13 protein-coding genes are annotated in these 16,661 nt (G+C 62.4%); 2 read left to right on the forward strand and 11 right to left on the reverse strand.

Annotated elements, in window-relative coordinates:
• The 10 genes from ABY403_RS04280 to ABY403_RS04325 all read right to left on the reverse strand — a co-directional run.
• The coding region (locus ABY403_RS04280) for a mannose-1-phosphate guanylyltransferase (protein WP_372839259.1) at positions 1–978 on the reverse strand (978 nt) is incomplete at its 3' end.
• 145 nt (positions 979–1,123) lie between these two features.
• Positions 1,124–2,125, reverse strand: coding sequence for an NAD-dependent epimerase/dehydratase family protein (locus ABY403_RS04285; protein ID WP_372839261.1), 1,002 nt, complete (start codon positions 2,123–2,125; stop codon positions 1,124–1,126).
• A complete protein-coding gene (locus ABY403_RS04290; protein ID WP_372839264.1) occupies positions 2,126–3,430 on the reverse strand; it encodes a UDP-glucose/GDP-mannose dehydrogenase family protein in 1,305 nt (434 codons plus the stop codon).
• A 157-nt stretch (positions 3,431–3,587) separates the two neighbouring features.
• Positions 3,588–4,616 carry an acyltransferase family protein gene (locus ABY403_RS04295; RefSeq protein ID WP_372839290.1) on the reverse strand — a complete coding sequence of 343 codons (1,029 nt, stop codon included), beginning with the start codon at positions 4,614–4,616 and terminating at the stop codon, positions 3,588–3,590.
• A 120-nt stretch (positions 4,617–4,736) separates the two neighbouring features.
• Entirely contained in the window at positions 4,737–5,036 is a 300-nt protein-coding gene (locus tag ABY403_RS04300; protein ID WP_372839267.1) for a hypothetical protein, read from the reverse strand.
• A 317-nt stretch (positions 5,037–5,353) separates the two neighbouring features.
• Positions 5,354–6,268 (reverse strand): glycoside hydrolase family 26 protein, encoded by a 915-nt coding sequence (locus ABY403_RS04305; protein ID WP_372839270.1) that lies wholly within the window; start codon positions 6,266–6,268, stop codon positions 5,354–5,356.
• Between the two features lie 35 nt (positions 6,269–6,303).
• Positions 6,304–8,124 carry a glycosyltransferase family 2 protein gene (locus ABY403_RS04310; protein WP_372839273.1) on the reverse strand — a complete coding sequence of 607 codons (1,821 nt, stop codon included), beginning with the start codon at positions 8,122–8,124 and terminating at the stop codon, positions 6,304–6,306.
• A complete protein-coding gene (gene galE / locus ABY403_RS04315; RefSeq protein WP_372839276.1) occupies positions 8,117–9,124 on the reverse strand; it encodes a UDP-glucose 4-epimerase GalE in 1,008 nt (335 codons plus the stop codon). The genes ABY403_RS04310 and galE overlap by 8 nt, the downstream gene beginning before the upstream one ends.
• Positions 9,124–10,161 carry a UDP-glucuronic acid decarboxylase family protein gene (locus ABY403_RS04320; RefSeq protein ID WP_372839279.1) on the reverse strand — a complete coding sequence of 346 codons (1,038 nt, stop codon included), beginning with the start codon at positions 10,159–10,161 and terminating at the stop codon, positions 9,124–9,126. Before ABY403_RS04320 ends, galE begins: the two co-directional genes overlap by 1 nt.
• Positions 10,162–10,506: 345 nt before the next feature.
• Complete coding sequence (locus ABY403_RS04325) at positions 10,507–12,294, reverse strand: ABC transporter ATP-binding protein (protein ID WP_372839282.1); 1,788 nt, start codon at positions 12,292–12,294, stop codon at positions 10,507–10,509.
• Positions 12,295–12,479: 185 nt separating this feature from the next.
• On the opposite strand from ABY403_RS04325, the gene ppsA reads away from it, so the two are divergent.
• Complete coding sequence (gene ppsA, locus ABY403_RS04330; protein ID WP_372839284.1) at positions 12,480–14,864, forward strand: phosphoenolpyruvate synthase; 2,385 nt, start codon at positions 12,480–12,482, stop codon at positions 14,862–14,864.
• 181 nt (positions 14,865–15,045) lie between these two features.
• Here the strand turns inward: ppsA and ABY403_RS04335 are convergent, their stop codons facing one another.
• Complete coding sequence (locus ABY403_RS04335) at positions 15,046–15,639, reverse strand: GcrA family cell cycle regulator (RefSeq protein ID WP_372839286.1); 594 nt, start codon at positions 15,637–15,639, stop codon at positions 15,046–15,048.
• 325 nt (positions 15,640–15,964) lie between these two features.
• Here ABY403_RS04335 and ABY403_RS04340 point away from each other — a divergent pair.
• On the forward strand, positions 15,965–16,661 hold a 697-nt coding region (locus tag ABY403_RS04340; protein WP_372839288.1), incomplete at its 3' end, for an acetylornithine transaminase.

Below are 16,661 nucleotides of genomic sequence, written 5' to 3' on the forward strand. Positions count from 1 at the left end.
ACCGTCAAGCCCGATCCCGACGAGTTCCAGCCCCTCGGCCTCCGACCGCAAGAGCGTGTCGCGGCAGTCGATTGCGGTGGCATGCGCCGAGGTCGCATTGCCCGCGCCATCGGTGCCGCTTTCCTGCCAGACCGCCTCCCAACCGCCAAGGTCCGACCAGCCCGCGCTAAAGGGCATCACCGCAAGGTTCGCCGCGCGTTCCATGATCGCGTAGTCGATCGAAACATCTTCCAGCGCGGCCCAAGGCTTTGCTGCAAGGCGCGTGAAGCCCAGATCGCCTTGGGTCGCGTTCACCGCCGCCTCGACCCCGGCCATCAGTTGCGGCGCGTGCGCCCGGTAGGCGGCAATCAGCGCCTCGGCGGTAAAAAGAAATATCCCCGCGTTCCAAAGGTAGGTTCCTGCCGCCAGCATCGCTTGGGCGCGCGCCGCATCGGGCTTTTCCACAAACCGCGCGAGGGGCTGTGGCACCCCGGCTGCGGCATCCGCCCCCGCCGCGAGTTCCAGCCAGCCGTAGCCGGTTTCGGCGCGGGTGGGCGTGACGCCGAAGGTCACCAGATCGCCGCCCTGCGCGCAGGGCACTGCCGTTGCGACCGCGGCGCGAAACGCCTCTGCATCTGCGATCACATGATCCGAGGGCACCACCAACATCAACGCGCCGGGCGCGTTGCGCGCCAACCAGAGCGCCGCTGCCAGCACCGCGGGCGCCGTGTTGCGCCCCTCGGGCTCAATCAGCACCGCTTGCGCCGTGGTTTCAACCGCTGCCAGTTGCTCGGTCACGATAAAGCGAAAGGGATCTGCCGTCACCACCAAGGGCGGCGCAAAGCCCTTCGCGGCCACGCGCCGCACCGTTGCCTGAAACAGGCTCTCATCGCCCATCAGCCGCGCGAATTGCTTGGGGTAGCTTTTGCGCGATAGCGGCCAAAGCCGCGTGCCAGAGCCGCCGCATAGAATGACCGGGTGAATGGTATGAGGTGTCATGCCTCGCCCTAATTACAATCTATGGTTGCAATAAAAGCAGAGTTTCGCGCAACGCGCTAGTCAGATTGCACGCCCTAGAAGCGCGGCACCCAAGTTGCGAGTTCAGAACGATATGGGACGATGGCACGCGCTTACGCGCGCCAGCTCAAACGCCGTGGTAACTGCGATACCACTCGACAAACCGTGCCACGCCTTCGGCGATCGGGGTTTTGGGCGCATAGCCGGTCAGCGCGCGCAGCAGCGAGGCATCGGCCCATGTGGCGGGTACATCGCCGGGCTGCATCGGCAGGTAGTTGCGGCTTGCCTTGCGGCCAGTAGCGGCCTCGATGGCAGAGATGAAATCTTCCAGCCGCACCTTTTCGGAATTGCCGATATTGACCACGCGCCACGGTGCCACCGACGAAAGGCTATCGCCCACCACGGCGGTTTCGGGGCCAGCGGGCACCGCGTCGATCAACAGCCGGATGCCGCGCACCAGATCATCGACATAGGTAAAATCGCGCCACATCTCGCCGTGGTTGTATACGTCGATCGCCCGCCCCGCGAGGATCGCCTGTGTGAACTTGGACAGCGCCATGTCAGGGCGTCCCCAAGGGCCATAGACGGTGAAAAAGCGAAACATCGTGGTGGGCAGCGCGTGCAGGTGGGCATAGGCGTGGCCCATCGCCTCGGTCGCCTTTTTGGTTGCGGCATAGAACGACATCTGGGTGTCGGCCTTGTCGGTTTCGGCATAGGGCATGGCCTCGTTGGCACCATAAACCGAAGAGGTCGAGGCCATCAGCAAATGCCGCACCGCCAACCGCCGCGCCGCCTCCATCACGTTGAAACTGCCGATGATGTTGGCGTCGAGGTAGGCGCGCGGGTTTTCTAGGCTGTAGCGCACGCCCGCTTGCGCTGCCAGATGCACCACCACATCGGGCGCAAAATCATCCATCGCGCGGTCAAGCGCCTCGCGGTCTTCCAGCATCGCCTCGGTGGCGTGAAAGTTCTGGTGCTGCAACAGCATGGCGTGTCGCCGCCGCTTCAGCGCCACATCGTAGTAATCGGTCATCCCATCGAAGCCCTGCACTTCGTGGCCCTCGGCCAGCACAAGCTGCGCCAGATGGTAGCCGATGAACCCCGCAGTTCCGGTGATGAATATCCGCACTTAGCGCCCCACGCTCACATAGGCCACAAAGCCCGCCTTCTTGGCGTCTTTGGCCGAATAGACATTGCGCAAGTCCGCCATGCGCGGGCTGGCCATGCGCTTGCCCAGTTTGACCAGATCGAGCGCGCGAAACTCGTTCCACTCGGTCAGGATCACCACGCAATCCGCCTTTTGCGCGGCCTTGTAGGCATCGTCAAACCAGTGCACGCCGGGCAACAGCGCCTCGCCCTCGGCGCGGCCCTGCGGGTCAACCACGCGCACCTTGGCACCACCGCCCACCAGCGCCGGCACGATGGTCAACGAGGGCGCATCGCGCATGTCGTCCGTGTTGGGTTTGAAGGTCACACCCAAAACCGCCACGGTCTTGCCGTTCACGCTGCCGTCGCAAAGATCGACAATCTTGTCGATCATCCGCCGCTTGATCTCGTCGTTGACCTTGATGACAGTCTCGGTGATCTGCATCGGTACCGCATGGTCTTGCCCCATCCGCGCCAGCGCCTGGGTATCCTTGGGAAAGCAAGACCCGCCATAACCGGGGCCTGCGTGCAGGAACTTGTTGCCGATCCGCCCATCCAGCCCCATGCCCTGCGCCACCTGCTTCACATCCGCCCCGACGCGCTCGCACAACTGGGCGATTTCGTTGATGAAAGTGATCTTGGTGGCCAGAAAGGCGTTGGCTGCGTATTTGATCATTTCGGCGGTTTCAAGATCGGTGAACAGCACCGGAAACTCGCGCAGAAACAGCGGGCGATAGACCTCGCCCATCACCTCGCGTGCACGATCGGAACTGGCACCCACCACAACCCGGTCGGGGCGCATGAAATCGTCGATCGCGGCACCTTCGCGCAGAAACTCGGGGTTCGAGGCCACGTCGAACTCTGCATCGGGGCGCGTCTTGCGGATCACCTGCTTCACCGCGCGGTTGGTGCCGACCGGCACGGTCGATTTGGTCACCACCACCGTGTAATCCGTTATCGCCGCAGCGATTTCTTCGGCTGCCGCCATCACATAGGTCAGGTCGGCGTGCCCGTCGCCGCGCCGCGTGGGGGTGCCGACCGCGATGAACACCGCATCCGCCCCCGCCACCGCCGCCGCCAGATCGAGCGTAAAGGAAAGCCGCCCGGCCGCCACGTTCTTGGCCATCAGATCTTCCAGCCCCGGCTCGTAAATCGGTGCCTTGCCCTGACGCAACAGCTCGATCTTGCGCGGGTCTTTATCGACGCAGACCACATCGTGCCCGAAGTCGGAAAAACACACCCCTGAAACCAATCCGACATAGCCGGTGCCGATCATCGTGATTTTCATTTTCTACCCGCTACTTGCTGCTCTTCGACCAAGCCCCGCGATGCCCGCGCGCCGCTATTTCGAGGCAAAAGACACAGCCAATCGGTAGCCCCTCGGGCAAGCCCACGCAAGACCCGAGCGCGTGACCAGAACCTGACGCCGACCAGCGCAGGCCACACTAAGCGGCAGCAGGAAATGCACTTTTCGGCAGCTTTGCCACCCCGAAGGCGGCGGTGGGGAAATGCTGCTTCAGCCGCGAAATCGGCTGCTCCAGCACATACCACGAAAGCGTCGCGGCCAGCAGGCTGATCGCGGTAAGAATTGCAAAGGTCATAGGGCCGGTGTCCCAAAGCGCGGGGAACCACTGTGCGACTAGCCACCAGATCATCAAGTGATAAATGTAGACCGCATAGCTGATCTTGCTGATGAACTCTGCCACCTTGTTACCCAGCAGCCAACCGATAGGGCCACGGTATCCGACATAGGCACCGCAAACGATAACTGCCAAAGCAGGCTGGATCATCACCCGGTAGCTCAGTGACCCACCAAGCCCGTCCCAAAGAAAGAACGGCGCTGCAAGCGCGAGCACCGCAGCAGCCAGTGCCGGGCGCGACACAATGACCGAAGCCACAGCAGGCACGCGCATCAACAGGCAGGCGAGTGCGCCAGCCGCGATTGGGTCGGCGTTGATGACAAAAAAGGTCCACCAACCGTCGATGCCAAGCGCGTTCGCATTGGCGCGCAGAAAGATCATCGAACCAATGATGGCTAGCAGCAGTACATAGATGCGTCTGATCGGCAGCAGCAAGATCACGATCGGCCAGAGCAGATAGAATTGTTCGAGAACGTTGAGGCTCCAAAGGTGCCCCGTCACCCAAGGCGTCACGTTCTGGGTCATCGCGAAATAGATGTTGGACGCCTGTAGCATCGGCCATATGGCAAGCGCACGAAAACCGTCCATGTCAAAGACCACACCGAACGCCACCAGCACAATGAGTGCTGGAAACAGCCGCAACATGCGCCGCACATAGAAGTTGAAGATGTTAATATGGCCGCCACGATCCTTGGCTGTCATCAGGATCTGGGTGATGAGAAACCCGGAGACCACGAAAAACAACGATACCCGAAGATGCTCGGTTGTCGGGTTTTTGTTCCAGTAATGCACATAAAGCACGCCGAGCATTGCCAGTGCACGTAAACCGTCGATCTGTACGCGGCGGCCATCAGGGGGGTGTCGGACATACCGCTACTCCTTCCCGTCAAGCTGTGGGAATTATAGCAGTTTTCGCGGGCGGGTTACAGCGGAACCGGCCTCAACTCTGGCGATTCAGCGCGAGAAACAGCTCGACTGGTGCCCAAAGCCCGCAGGCGAGCAGACATAGCTTCCGCCGCCCAGATTTAGCCCGGTGCTGACTTTGCTCGAGACCGACACCACAGTGGCGGCGCGTGTTCCCGGCTTACCCGCGCGCCAGTCGAACGCGATTGTCACGTTGCCGCTTTGTGGCTTGATCTTGGGGGCGCCTTCGCTGCCCACCAGTGCCGCGGTGAAGCCAGCTGAAGCAGTAAGCATGGCTGCGGCAATAGCGATCGTGGCACCGGATTTTACGGCCCTTGAAAGTAAGGTCATTTTGCTCGTCCCTCGTTTCTGACCGCTGGCACGGGGGGCGTTGCGCTGGAAAGCTGGTCCTGCAACGCTCGGGCACCGATACGGTATTGGCGAACTGCTTACCTACGGGCAGGTTTACTCGTCAATTGGGCCAGAACTGGGGCAGGACCTTGGCAAAAGCTTGGGGGCGCCGAAGCGCCCCGAAAATCGTTAGAACTTAGATGCTTGCCGCTTGTTATGGTAGTGGCGGCTTTCCGCCTATACTAGCTGTTGTGCGGCGGGATGCCGCGGGACTGCGCCGCGCCAAGGCTTGGCACGGCGCAATTCGGCCAATTTGCTTACGGCAGCGTACGCGAATCTACGCGCCAGTCAGGCCGTCCGAACCCCTCGGGCCACGCATAGACTTCGGGGAAGTTGAAGTAGACCACGCCGACCAGATTGGGAAACTCCGGATACGCGACGCGCACCGAGTTTTCCCAGTCCTCAATGTAGGGCGCGCGCCCCACATAGCCGAGTTCCGCCACGACGACCGGCTTGCCAAACGATGCCGCGCGCTCGTACCGCGGCCCCAGAATCTCGGCGAAGGTCCGGTCACGGCCGTATTTCGCCTGATCCCATGCTTGCAGCCCGAAAACCGAAAGGCCGACCAGATCGACGTAATCATCGCCGGGATAGTAAAGCTCCATCCCTTCATCGCCCAGCGGCGACCACATGACGGTGATGTTCGGTGCCGCCTCGCGGCAGATATCGATCATCCGCCGATAGGCCGAGATATAGTCCTGCGGCTCCCATCCGGCCCAGATGAACTGGCCGTTGTCGTCATCCATCTCGTGGCCCCAGCGCAGCGTCACCGGGCTTTGCAGCGTGTCGAAAACGCCGCAAATCGTGCGCATGTTCACGTCATAGGTGCCATCGGCGATGCCAGCGCGCAGGAAGCCGGGCGTGTTGCGCTCGCTGCGCGACCAGGTCCAGGGTTCAAGCGTGACCAAAAGCGCGCGGTCACGTTCCAGCGCATAGGCGTCGGCATCGGTCAGCGAGGGCAGGAAAACGTCCTCCCAAGGCAAGAACACATGCTCGATGATCGGCACCGGGTCATCGATGAAAGTGCCGTCCGGATCATAGGCACCAAACGGCACCGTGCCCGGCGGCGCGGCAAGTGCGGGCATCGCAATCAGCATTGCCCCGGCAAGGGCGAACGCCAGAAATCCCGCGTCGTGGCTCCTGATTTCAAGATAGTCCAGTTTCGGTTTCATGACAGTCTCCCTCTTTTTGCTCCGGTGTGGAGCGATCAGTTCCAACCAACATCCAGACGAAACACCACCGAAGGCCCGCCTTTCGCGCTTGCGGCACCCGAAATCGGATATTCGGCCTTGGTGATGTGCAGTGGTTCAAGCCCGTAAGCGAGCGCATGCAGGCTTTCGGTCGCGCGCAAGGCCAGCGAGGTGGCAACCAGCGCGATCAGCGCCGCCGTCACCCCGAAATGGGCAAAGGTGTCGCGCGCCTGCGCGCGCCAATGCACGCCACTTTCCTTGCGATGATGCACGACAATCACGCCGACGATGGCCGTGTAGATGATGGCGTTGAACGTCAGCAACAAATAGAAGCCGCGCGCCTCGTGCACCTCGGGCACCAAAAGCACGGGCAGAATGCAACCCAGCGCCAGCGCCACATAAACCCCGAGCACCTTGAACGGCAGTCGGCGACTGACCGCTGCACCTTTCGGGGTTATGCGAAAATCGACGAAACTTCCGGTCAGACGGTCACGCACCGCCATGACGCAGCCCCAAAGCACCCAAGGCCATTGCAGCGGCATGAACAGCGCCTTTTCCCAGCTGATGATGCTGGCATCGCGCGGCCGCATCAGCCCATCCCATTTCAACATGAAAGCAAAGAAGGTCAGCACCACCACGGTGGGCAGCATATGGCCGACAAAGCTGGGGTAGGTGACATCCGCAAAGCGCATATCGAAGGTCACCGCCGCGATTGGCATGACATACATCAACGCCGTGGTCAGCGCGAACAGCGGATACCAAAGCTGGCAGAACACGAACAAAAACTTCAGCCGCAACGGCAGATGCGCGACATAGCGCGAGGTATGCGACAAAAGTAGCGTCAGCAGGCTGCGCGACCACTGGAACTCTTGCGTCACCATGTCGGTCAGCGTCGCCGGGCCGTCGCCATAGGCGATCGCGTCGATGGCGTGCACGCCGCGCCAGCCGCCCGCGTTCATCAGCATCGAGGTTGAATGGTCCTCGGCCAGTTCCGGGCCAAGCCCGCCGATCGCTTGCAGCGCCTTGGTGCGCACCGCGTAATGCGAGCCGATGCACATGGGTGCCAGTGCCCCGGTATAGCCGGTCTGAAACACCCCGTGAAAACCCGCCTCGACATGCAGCCGCGTGCGCGCCGCCCAGCTTTCTGCGGCATTGGCATTGCAGATACTCGGCGCGCTCACATAGCCCACGCCGGGGTCTGCGAAGGGGCGCAACATCTCGCGCAGATAGCCCGGCTGCGGCACATGGTCGGCATCAAGCTGGCTGACGACATCGTATAGCTCATAGCCGAAATGGTCGTAGAAATAGGCCAGATTGCCTTCCTTGCAGCGGGTTCGGCGCGGCCAGACCGGCTGATGGTATTCGGCTACCCCCTTGCGCGAGGATACCCGCACACCATGCGCTGCACACCAAGCCAGCGTTTCAGGCGTGGGGTCTTCATCAGCAATCCATGTGTCATGCGGGTAATCCTGCGCCAGCATCGCGGTCAGCGTGCGCTGCAACACCTCGAAAGGTTCCGAGGGCGTCTTGGTCACGATCATCGCCACCCGCAGCGTGCCCGGCGCGGGCACCGGGGCACCAGCCACACGCGCCAAAACAAAGACCACCATGAAATAGACCTGCATCGAATAGATCCAGATCAGCGGCAGCGTCACCGCGAAAAAGCGCATCGGTTCAAGCACATGCTCGCGCTGCAACCACCACGCCCAGAAAAACACCCCCGCTGCGGCCCAAAGCGCGATCACCAGCCAATAGCGCCAACGCATCGCACCGCGCAGCACCGGGCGCAGCGCGTAGGCGGCTGGACCGTCAAAGGTCGTGGTCGTTGGCTCATGCATGTCGCGCATGCTTCACATTCACCTCCAGCCCAAACCAGGGCGCAGCGTCGGAAAGGATTTGGTCAAGGTCCGAATGGGTGGTGCGAAACCCCAGCACCTCGGCGGCGCGCGCGGGGTCTGCGGTCAGCACCGGCGGGTCGCCCGCGCGCCGCGCGCCGTCGCGGTAGGGCACCGCGCGCCCTGTCACCCGCTCGACCCCCTGCACGATCTCGCGCACCGAATGGCCCTGACCGCTACCGAGGTTCAGCGCAACCGTGGCACCACCCGCCCGCAGATGTTCAAGCGCCAGCAGATGCGCGCGCGCAAGATCGGCCACGTGGATGTAATCGCGGATACAGGTGCCGTCGGGGGTCGCATAATCGGTGCCCATGATCGCCAGCGGTGCCCCGCGCCCCGAGGCGGCCAGCAATGCCAGCGGAATCAGATGCGTTTCCGGGTCGTGCCGTTCGCCCAACTCGCCCTCGGGGTCGGCACCGGCGGCGTTGAAATAGCGCAGCGCCGCAAAACGCAGCCCGTAGGCCGCCGCGTGATCGCGTAGCATGTCTTCGCAGATCAGCTTGGTGCGACCGTAAGGGTTGATGGGGCGCTGTAGCGCATCTTCGGCTATCGGCAAACGCTCGGGCAGGCCGTAGGTGGCGCAACTCGATGAAAACACGACCTGCATCACACCCGCGCGGCGGCAGGCCGCCAGCAGCGAAATCATGCCCGCTACGTTGTTGCCATAGTATTTCGCCGGGTCCTGCATCGATTCCCCGACATAGGCATAGGCGGCAAAATGCATCACCGCCTCGATCCGATGCTTGGCGATGGCCGCATCAAGCGCCGCCCCGTCGCGCACATCACCCACCTCCAGCGGCCCCCAGCGCACCGCATCGGCATGGCCGATTTCCAGCGTGTCGAAGACCACCGGCAGATGCCCCGCCCGTGCCAGCGCCTTGGCTGCGTGCGAGCCGATGAACCCAGCGCCTCCGGTAACCAGAACGCGCGCGCCCTCGCCCATCACACCACCTGCTTGATGGAGTCTCCAGCATTGCCCAAGACCGTTGAGAAATAGGCGATGGTGGCGTCTAGCCCTGCGTCCAGCCCGACCTTGGGGTCAAACCCCAGCTTCTCGCGGGCGCGGCTGATATCGGGGCGGCGCTGGCGCGGATCGTCGGTGGGCAAGGTGCGAAATACGATGGCAGAGCGCGACCCAGTCTTGGCCAACACCTTTTCCGCCAGTTCACGAACCGAAAACTCGACAGGGTTGCCAAGGTTCATCGGGCCGCGGCAATCGGGCGGGCTTGCCATCAGCGCCATCAACCCTTCGACTAGGTCATCGACATAGCAGAACGACCGGGTCTGCGAGCCGTCGCCGTAAACCGTTATTGGCCGCCCCATCAGTGCCTGCACGATGAAATTGGATACGACACGGCCATCATCATGGGCCATTTGCGGCCCGTATGTATTAAATATCCGCGCCACGCGCGCTTCTATACCGCCAAATGCGCTGTATTCATAAAACAGCGTTTCAGCGGCGCGCTTACCTTCATCATAGCAGGCGCGCGGCCCGAAGGTATTGACAGCGCCCCGGTAACTTTCTGGCTGCGGCGAGATCTCGGGGTCGCCGTAAACTTCAGAGGTCGAGGCTTGCAAAATCCGCGCGCCCTTTGTCTGGGCCAACATCAGCAGGTTTTCCGCCCCGCGAACCGATGTCTGAAAGGTATGCAGCGGATCACGCTGGTATTTTTCGGGCGAGGCTGGACATGCGAGATTATAGATTTCGCTAATAGGCTCGCCAATTGTCAGCGGGTTTATCACGTCATGCAGATGAAAGCAGAAATGTGGGTTGTTGGCCAGTTCGCTCACATTGCGCAGGCTGCCGGTTAGCAGGTTGTCCACGCAAATGACGCGACGCCCGGCGGCAATCAAACGCGCGCAGATATGCGAGCCTAGAAACCCCGCGCCCCCGGCAACAAGCACCGATTTTTCACGCCGACCTCGCAGCGCAAACTCGGCACTGCAATTCGCACCAAAAGAAAGAATCTCCCCAGCCATTACGCATCCCCCCCTCTTGCGAGTGAGCGAGCTCTCGAACACATTGAGAAGAAATGGGCCTTGGCAGAACCCCTCTGATTACGTTTTCTCCCCAGCGTCAGATATCTCTTCACTCAAGTTTAAGTATAAATGAAATCAAGAAAATCAAGTAGTTGAAATCTTATGACGCACCTGCCAATTTGGCTAGGTTGACATGTGCATTCCGGGGCAGCACCCCCAACTGGTAGTATTGGCCGCAAGGCAGCGCAAGGCAGCGCAATTCACGCGCGATGGATTGCTTTTCAAAAGCGATCAGATTCGCCCGCTATTTTTGGCAGGTTAGGTGCCGCCTCACGGTGCTGCCAATCACTCTTGCGGTGCCGCCAAACGGCCAAACTGCGCCTCGTAAAGCTCGCGGAATGCGCCCGGTTGCGAAAGCAGGTCTTTGGGCGCGCCTTGCTCGATCACCGCACCGTCGCGGATCACCACGATCTTGTCGGCGCCAAGCACCGTGGAAAGCCTGTGCGCGATGACAATGGTGGTGCGCCCGGCGGTCAGATGATCCAGCGCGTCTTGCACCTGTGCCTCGGCCTTGCTGTCAAGCGCGCTTGTCGCCTCGTCCAGCAGCAGGATCGCAGAGTTGCGCAGGATCGCGCGCGCAATCGCCAGCCGCTGCCGCTGCCCCCCCGAAAGCGCACCACCGTTTTCGCCGATGTCTGTCTGATAGCCATTAGGCATCGCCTCGATGAAATCATGCGCATTGGCCGCGCGCGCGGCGGCGATGATTTCGTCCTCGCTGGCCTCGGGGCGGCCGAGCGCGATATTGTGTGCAACCGTGCCGCTGAAAAGAAACGTCTCCTGCCCGACGTAAGAGATGCGTTGCCGCAGGCTGGCGAAGGTGGTTTCGCGCAGGTCTTGCCCGTCGATTTCCACCACGCCCTCGGTCGGGTCATACAGGCGCATCACCAACCCCATGATGGTCGATTTGCCGCCCCCCGAAGGGCCCACCAGCGCAGTCGTGCGGCCCGCCGGAAAGCTGATGTCGAGCCCGTGCAGCACCTCGCGCCCGGCCCCGTAGCCAAAGCTGACGTCGCGAAAACGCACCTCGCCGGGGCTGTCGGGCAGCGCAGTCGCATTGCTCGCCTCGACCAGCGTGAGAGGCGCATCCATGATCTCGAACATCTGCCGCACGGCGATCATGCCAGCCTCGATCGAGACCCTCATTTTGGCCAGCCGCTTTGACGGCTCGTAGGCCATCAATAGCGCCGTGATGAATGACATCAGCTGCCCCGGCGTGGTTGGCGCATCGCTGAAAATGTTGATCGCGCTTACCGCGACGACACCGGCAATCGCAAAGCCTGACAGGGTTTCCATCAGCGGGCTGGTTGCCGCTTGCAACCGCGCGATGCCGTTGGCGCGCTTTTCCACCTGCGCCACCGCCTCGTTCATCCGCGCCTGCATCTGCTCTTCCAGCTCGAACGCCTTGATCACATGGATCCCGACCGAGGTTTCCTGCACCACCTTGATGATCTCGGTCAGCGAGGCGATTTCCTGCTCTACGATCGCGCGCACACGCTTGAGGATGTAGCGCACCCCCACCAGCGCCAGCGGCGCGATCAACAGCGAAAACAGCGATAGCGTCGGCTGCTGATAGATCATCACCACGACCAGCCCGACAAGGGTCAGCAGGTCGCGCACAAAGGCGGTGACGATGGTATCAATCACCGTGCGCGCCGCCTGCGCGGAATATGTCACGCGCATCAACAGATCAGACGAGGCAGTGTCTTTGAAAAACGCCACCCCATGGCGCAGGATGCGGTCATAAACCCGGCGTTGCTGGTTGGCGATCACGCTGTTGCCGGCGCGGCTTAGAAACACGGCTTGAATGTAGTTGGCCGCCCCGCGCACCGTAAAGATGACCAGCACCGTTAGCGCCACCGCGAAAACTTTGGCCCGATCGCCCGAGGCGACCATCGAATCGATAATGTCGCGCATGATCCATGCGGTTGCCGCGGTGCTGGCGGCAATCACCACCATCGCGACAATGGCGATACTGTAGTTGGTCGCCTGCGCGCGCATGTTGTCGCTGAGAAGCCGCCAAAGCAGCTGGTCGTCAAGCCAGGCAAAGAGTCGGCGTTGCTTGGTTTTGAACATGGGGCGCCCGTTTGCCGATCCGTCATGATGCGAGCGCCTAGGTAGGCGTGTTGCGCCCGGCTGTAAAGCGCGCGCCGCAGCGCGCGGGCCTTGCTGCACCGGCCCTATCTTGCGCCGGATCATGTTTCGGCGCGTTTAAAAGGTGTATCCTCCGCATTGGCATCGCAACGGCGAAAGGACACGCCATGGCCCGCGAATCCGCAACGCTCATCTGGTTTGAAAAACTTAACCGCAAGGATGTGGCACTTGTCGGCGGCAAGAACTCGTCACTGGGCGAGATGGTCCGCAGCCTTGCTGACAAGGGCATCCGGGTGCCGCCGGGCTTTGCTACCACAGCCGATGCGTTCCGTGGCTATTTGGCCGCCAATGCGCTGGATGCGGTGCTGACAGATCGTCTTGCCGCGCTTGCGGAAAACCGCGCAACACTGGCCGAAACCGGCTCTGCGATCCGCGCGGCGATCTTTGCAGGCCGCTGGCCCGAGGCGATGCGCGCCGACATCATTGCCGCCTACCGCACCTTGGGCGAGCGGGTCGGGCAAACCGACCCGGCCGTGGCCGTGCGCTCGTCCGCCACCGCCGAAGACCTGCCAGACGCCTCGTTCGCAGGCCAGCAGGAAACCTTTCTCAACGTTCGAGGCGAGGCCGCGCTGCTAGAGGCGTGCAGGCGTTGCTATGCCTCGCTCTATACCGACCGCGCGATCAGCTACCGCACCGTCAAGGGCTATGCGCATCAGGCGGTGGCGTTGTCAGTCGGTGTGCAACTGATGGTGCGCTCCGACCTCGGCGGGGCGGGCGTGATGTTCTCGATCGACACCGAGTCGGGGTTTGACAAGGTGGTGCTTATAAACGCCGCTTGGGGCCTTGGTGAAAACGTGGTGCAGGGCGCGGTAAACCCCGATGAATATCAGGTCTACAAGCCCTTTCTGTCCAAACCGGGCCTGACCCCGATCCTGCAAAAAAGCTTGGGCGAAAAAGAGCGCAAGATGGTCTACACCACGCGCGGTGCCGCCACGCGCAACGTGCCCACCTCAAAGGTTGAGCGCGAATCCTTCGTGCTGTCGGATGCCGAAATCCTCGAACTCGCGCGCCACGCGGTGGTGATTGAAAAGCACTACGGTCAGCCGATGGATATCGAATGGGGCCGCGACGGGGAAACCGGGCTTCTCTACATCCTGCAAGCGCGGCCCGAAACCGTGCAAAGCCGCCTCGATCTGGGGGCGCTGAAAAGCTACCGCTTGCGCGACAAGGGCAAGCAACTGCTGCAAGGACTCAGCGTAGGTAGCGCCATCGCCACGGGCGAAGTCTGCCTGATCGAAAGCGCCGCTGATATTTCGCGCTTTGTCGATGGCGCGGTGCTGGTGACCGGCACCACAGACCCCGACTGGGTGCCGGTGATGAAGCGCGCCTCGGCGATTGTCACCGATAGCGGCGGGCGCACCAGCCACGCCGCCATCGTCAGCCGCGAATTGGGCCTGCCTGCCATCGTTGGCACCGGCAATGCCACCGAACTGCTGCACGACGGGCAAGAGGTTACCGTATCCTGCGCCGAGGGCGACCGTGGCTTTGTCTATGCAGGCATTTCCGAGTTCGAGGTGACAGAAACCGTGCTGGGCGATGTGCCCAAGACCCGCACCGAAGTGATGCTGAACCTTGCCAACCCCGCGGCCGCCGCGCGTTGGTGGCGACTGCCGGTGGATGGTGTGGGCCTTGCGCGGATGGAGTTTGTCATCTCCAACACGATCCGCGTGCACCCCTTGGCGCTGACCCGGTTCGATGCGCTGAAGGACGAGGAGGTAAAGGCCGAAATCAGCCGACTCACGCGCGGTTATGCCGAACGCAGCGACTATTTCGTCGAATCCCTCGCCATGGGCCTCTCGCGGATTGCCGCAACTTGGTATCCGCACCCCTGCATCATCCGCATGTCGGATTTCAAGACCAATGAATATGCCGAGCTTCTGGGAGGGCGTCAGTTCGAACCCGCCGAAGAAAACCCGATGATCGGTTTTCGCGGTGCCTCGCGCTATTATTCGCCCGCATATCGCGACGGCTTCGCGCTGGAATGTCGCGCGATTCTGCGACTGCGCGAGGTGATGGGTTTTGACAATGTGGTGGTGATGATCCCCTTCTGCCGCTCGCCGGACGAGGCCGACAAGGTGCTGGAGGTCATGGCCGAAAACGGGTTGAAGCGCGGCAAGGGCGGGCTCAAGGTCTATGTGATGTGCGAAATCCCCTCGAACGTCATTCTGGCCGACGACTTCGCCAAACGCTTCGACGGTTTCTCGATCGGCTCGAACGACCTGACGCAGCTGACGCTGGGGGTTGATCGCGACTCGGCTGATCTGGCGAGCCTGTTTCAGGAACGCGACCCGGCAGTGCAGTGGATGATCGAACATGTCATAGCGCGGGCCCGCAAAGCGGGGCGGCATATTGGGCTTTGCGGGCAAGCGCCCAGCAATGATCCCGAGTTTGCCCGCCTTCTGGTGGCCGCCGGGATCGACGCGATCTCGGTTACGCCCGACAGCTTCCTTGCGGTCAAAGGCCACGTCGCGGCGGCGGAAAAGAAGGGTTGAAAGCCAGCGTTGCCCGATCTGCGCCGTGCAGATCGGGCCGCGCAAAGGCCCCCCGGCCTTTGCCGGCGTAGCCCTTACACGGTGCGCAAATCCTTAAAATCTGCTTAACGGAACCGGCAAATGCACGATAAATCAAAGGTATAAGCCTTCGTATCACCGTGTTATCCGTTGCGTCTCGGCCCTAGCGCCGCCGGTCGCGCCGCGCGCTCATCGGTTGGAACGCCACCCCCACATGCGCCTCGCAATAGGGTTTGCCCGCCACCGAAGGCAGCCCGCAGAACCAGAAATGCTCGGTCGCCGGGTCACCGATCGGCCATTTGCAGGTCCGCTCGGTCAGTTCCATCAGCGACAGCTTGCGCGCCCGCTTTTCCATCTCGCGCACCGAGGCCAGCGCCTCGGGGCTGATTTCGTTGGCCGAAGGCTGCGGCGGCAAAGGTTGGCCCGCGGGCACGATCGGCCTGCGGTTCGAAATGACCGGGTTTGTCGCCACCAGTTCGGGGCGCGGCGGGGCCGCGACGCGCGGTTCGGCTGGCGCCACCGCGGGTGCCTCTTCGGCCTCGGTCGTTTCCGGCTCTTGCTCGCCATTCGCGACGGCCTGCGGTTCGTTCACCGCATCGCCCGCAGCGCCTGCACGGTTCGACAGACCCAGCCGATGCACCTTGCCGATCACCGCGTTGCGGGTGACCCCGCCAAGTTCCTTGGCGATCTGGCTGGCCGACTGGCCTTCGCCCCACATTTTCTTAAGCGTCTCGACGCGCTCATCGGTCCAAGACATCGGCCACCCTTCCGCTCGCTTTGCCCCATTCTATGCGGGACGTGCCGAGATACAAGGCGCAGCCCCCGAAATCAAGCGCCAGAGCGCGCAATGCGGCGCGCGATGCCGCCGACTCTTTACAACAGATAGCCGCCACGCTACCCAAACGCCATGATCGCACGGACCGCCCCTATTGCCCGTCCCCGACGCAGCGCGCGACGCGCCTGACGTCCGATCCCGTGTTTTCGGCCGCAACATGGCCAAAACACACCCGTTGCCCACCCAAAGCCGTTGACAGTCCCCCGCGCCCTCGCGCACGTATTGGCCTTCTTTCAGGATCCAGCCCATGATCACATCCGTCCTGCCTACCTACAACCGCGCCCCCCTTGCCTTCGTCAAGGGTGAGGGCAGCTGGCTAACCGCAACCGATGGCGCCCGCTACCTCGACCTTGGCGCGGGTATCGCGGTCAACGCGCTTGGCCATGCCAACCCCGATCTCGTCGCAGCCCTTGCGGAACAGGCGGGCAAGCTCTGGCATGTGTCGAACCTCTACCAGATCCCCGAACAGCAGCGGCTGGCCGACGCGCTGGTGAACGCCACCTTTGCCGATACGGCATTTTTCACCAACTCGGGCACCGAGGCTGCGGAACTCGCCATCAAGATGGCGCGCAAATACTGGTACGAGAAGGGCGCACCCGAGCGGATCGAGATCGTCACGCTAGAGGGCGCTTTTCACGGCCGCTCCACAGGCGCAATCGCGGCGGCAGGGTCGGAAAAGATGACCAAGGGCTTTGGCCCCCTGATGCCGGGATTTACCCATGTGAAATGGGGTGATGCGGCCGCGCTGCTTGCCGCCATCGGCCCGCAGACCGCCGCTGTCTTGGTTGAACCGATCCAGGGCGAGGGCGGTATTCGCGCGCTTTCGGATGCCGATCTGCGCGCCCTGCGCGCGCGCTGCGACGAGGCCGGCGCGCTGCTGATCTTTGACGAGGTGCAATGCGGAATGGGCCGCACGGGGCGGCTATTCGCGCATGAATGGGCGG

The sequence above is a fragment of the Phaeovulum sp. genome (assembly GCF_041596715.1).
GTDB lineage: Bacteria > Pseudomonadota > Alphaproteobacteria > Rhodobacterales > Rhodobacteraceae > UBA6213.

Coding starts and splice junctions, on each gene's coding strand:
- ABY403_RS04290 (WP_372839264.1), bottom strand. CDS start 3,430: ATGAAAATCACGATGATCGGCACCGGCTATGTCGGATTGGTTTCAGGG.
- ABY403_RS04300 (WP_372839267.1), bottom strand. CDS start 5,036: ATGACCTTACTTTCAAGGGCCGTAAAATCCGGTGCCACGATCGCTATT.
- ABY403_RS04305 (WP_372839270.1), bottom strand. CDS start 6,268: ATGAAACCGAAACTGGACTATCTTGAAATCAGGAGCCACGACGCGGGA.
- ABY403_RS04310 (WP_372839273.1), bottom strand. CDS start 8,124: ATGCATGAGCCAACGACCACGACCTTTGACGGTCCAGCCGCCTACGCG.
- galE (WP_372839276.1), bottom strand. CDS start 9,124: ATGGGCGAGGGCGCGCGCGTTCTGGTTACCGGAGGCGCTGGGTTCATC.
- ABY403_RS04320 (WP_372839279.1), bottom strand. CDS start 10,161: ATGGCTGGGGAGATTCTTTCTTTTGGTGCGAATTGCAGTGCCGAGTTT.
- ABY403_RS04325 (WP_372839282.1), bottom strand. CDS start 12,294: ATGTTCAAAACCAAGCAACGCCGACTCTTTGCCTGGCTTGACGACCAG.
- ppsA (WP_372839284.1), top strand. CDS start 12,480: ATGGCCCGCGAATCCGCAACGCTCATCTGGTTTGAAAAACTTAACCGC.
- ABY403_RS04335 (WP_372839286.1), bottom strand. CDS start 15,639: ATGTCTTGGACCGATGAGCGCGTCGAGACGCTTAAGAAAATGTGGGGC.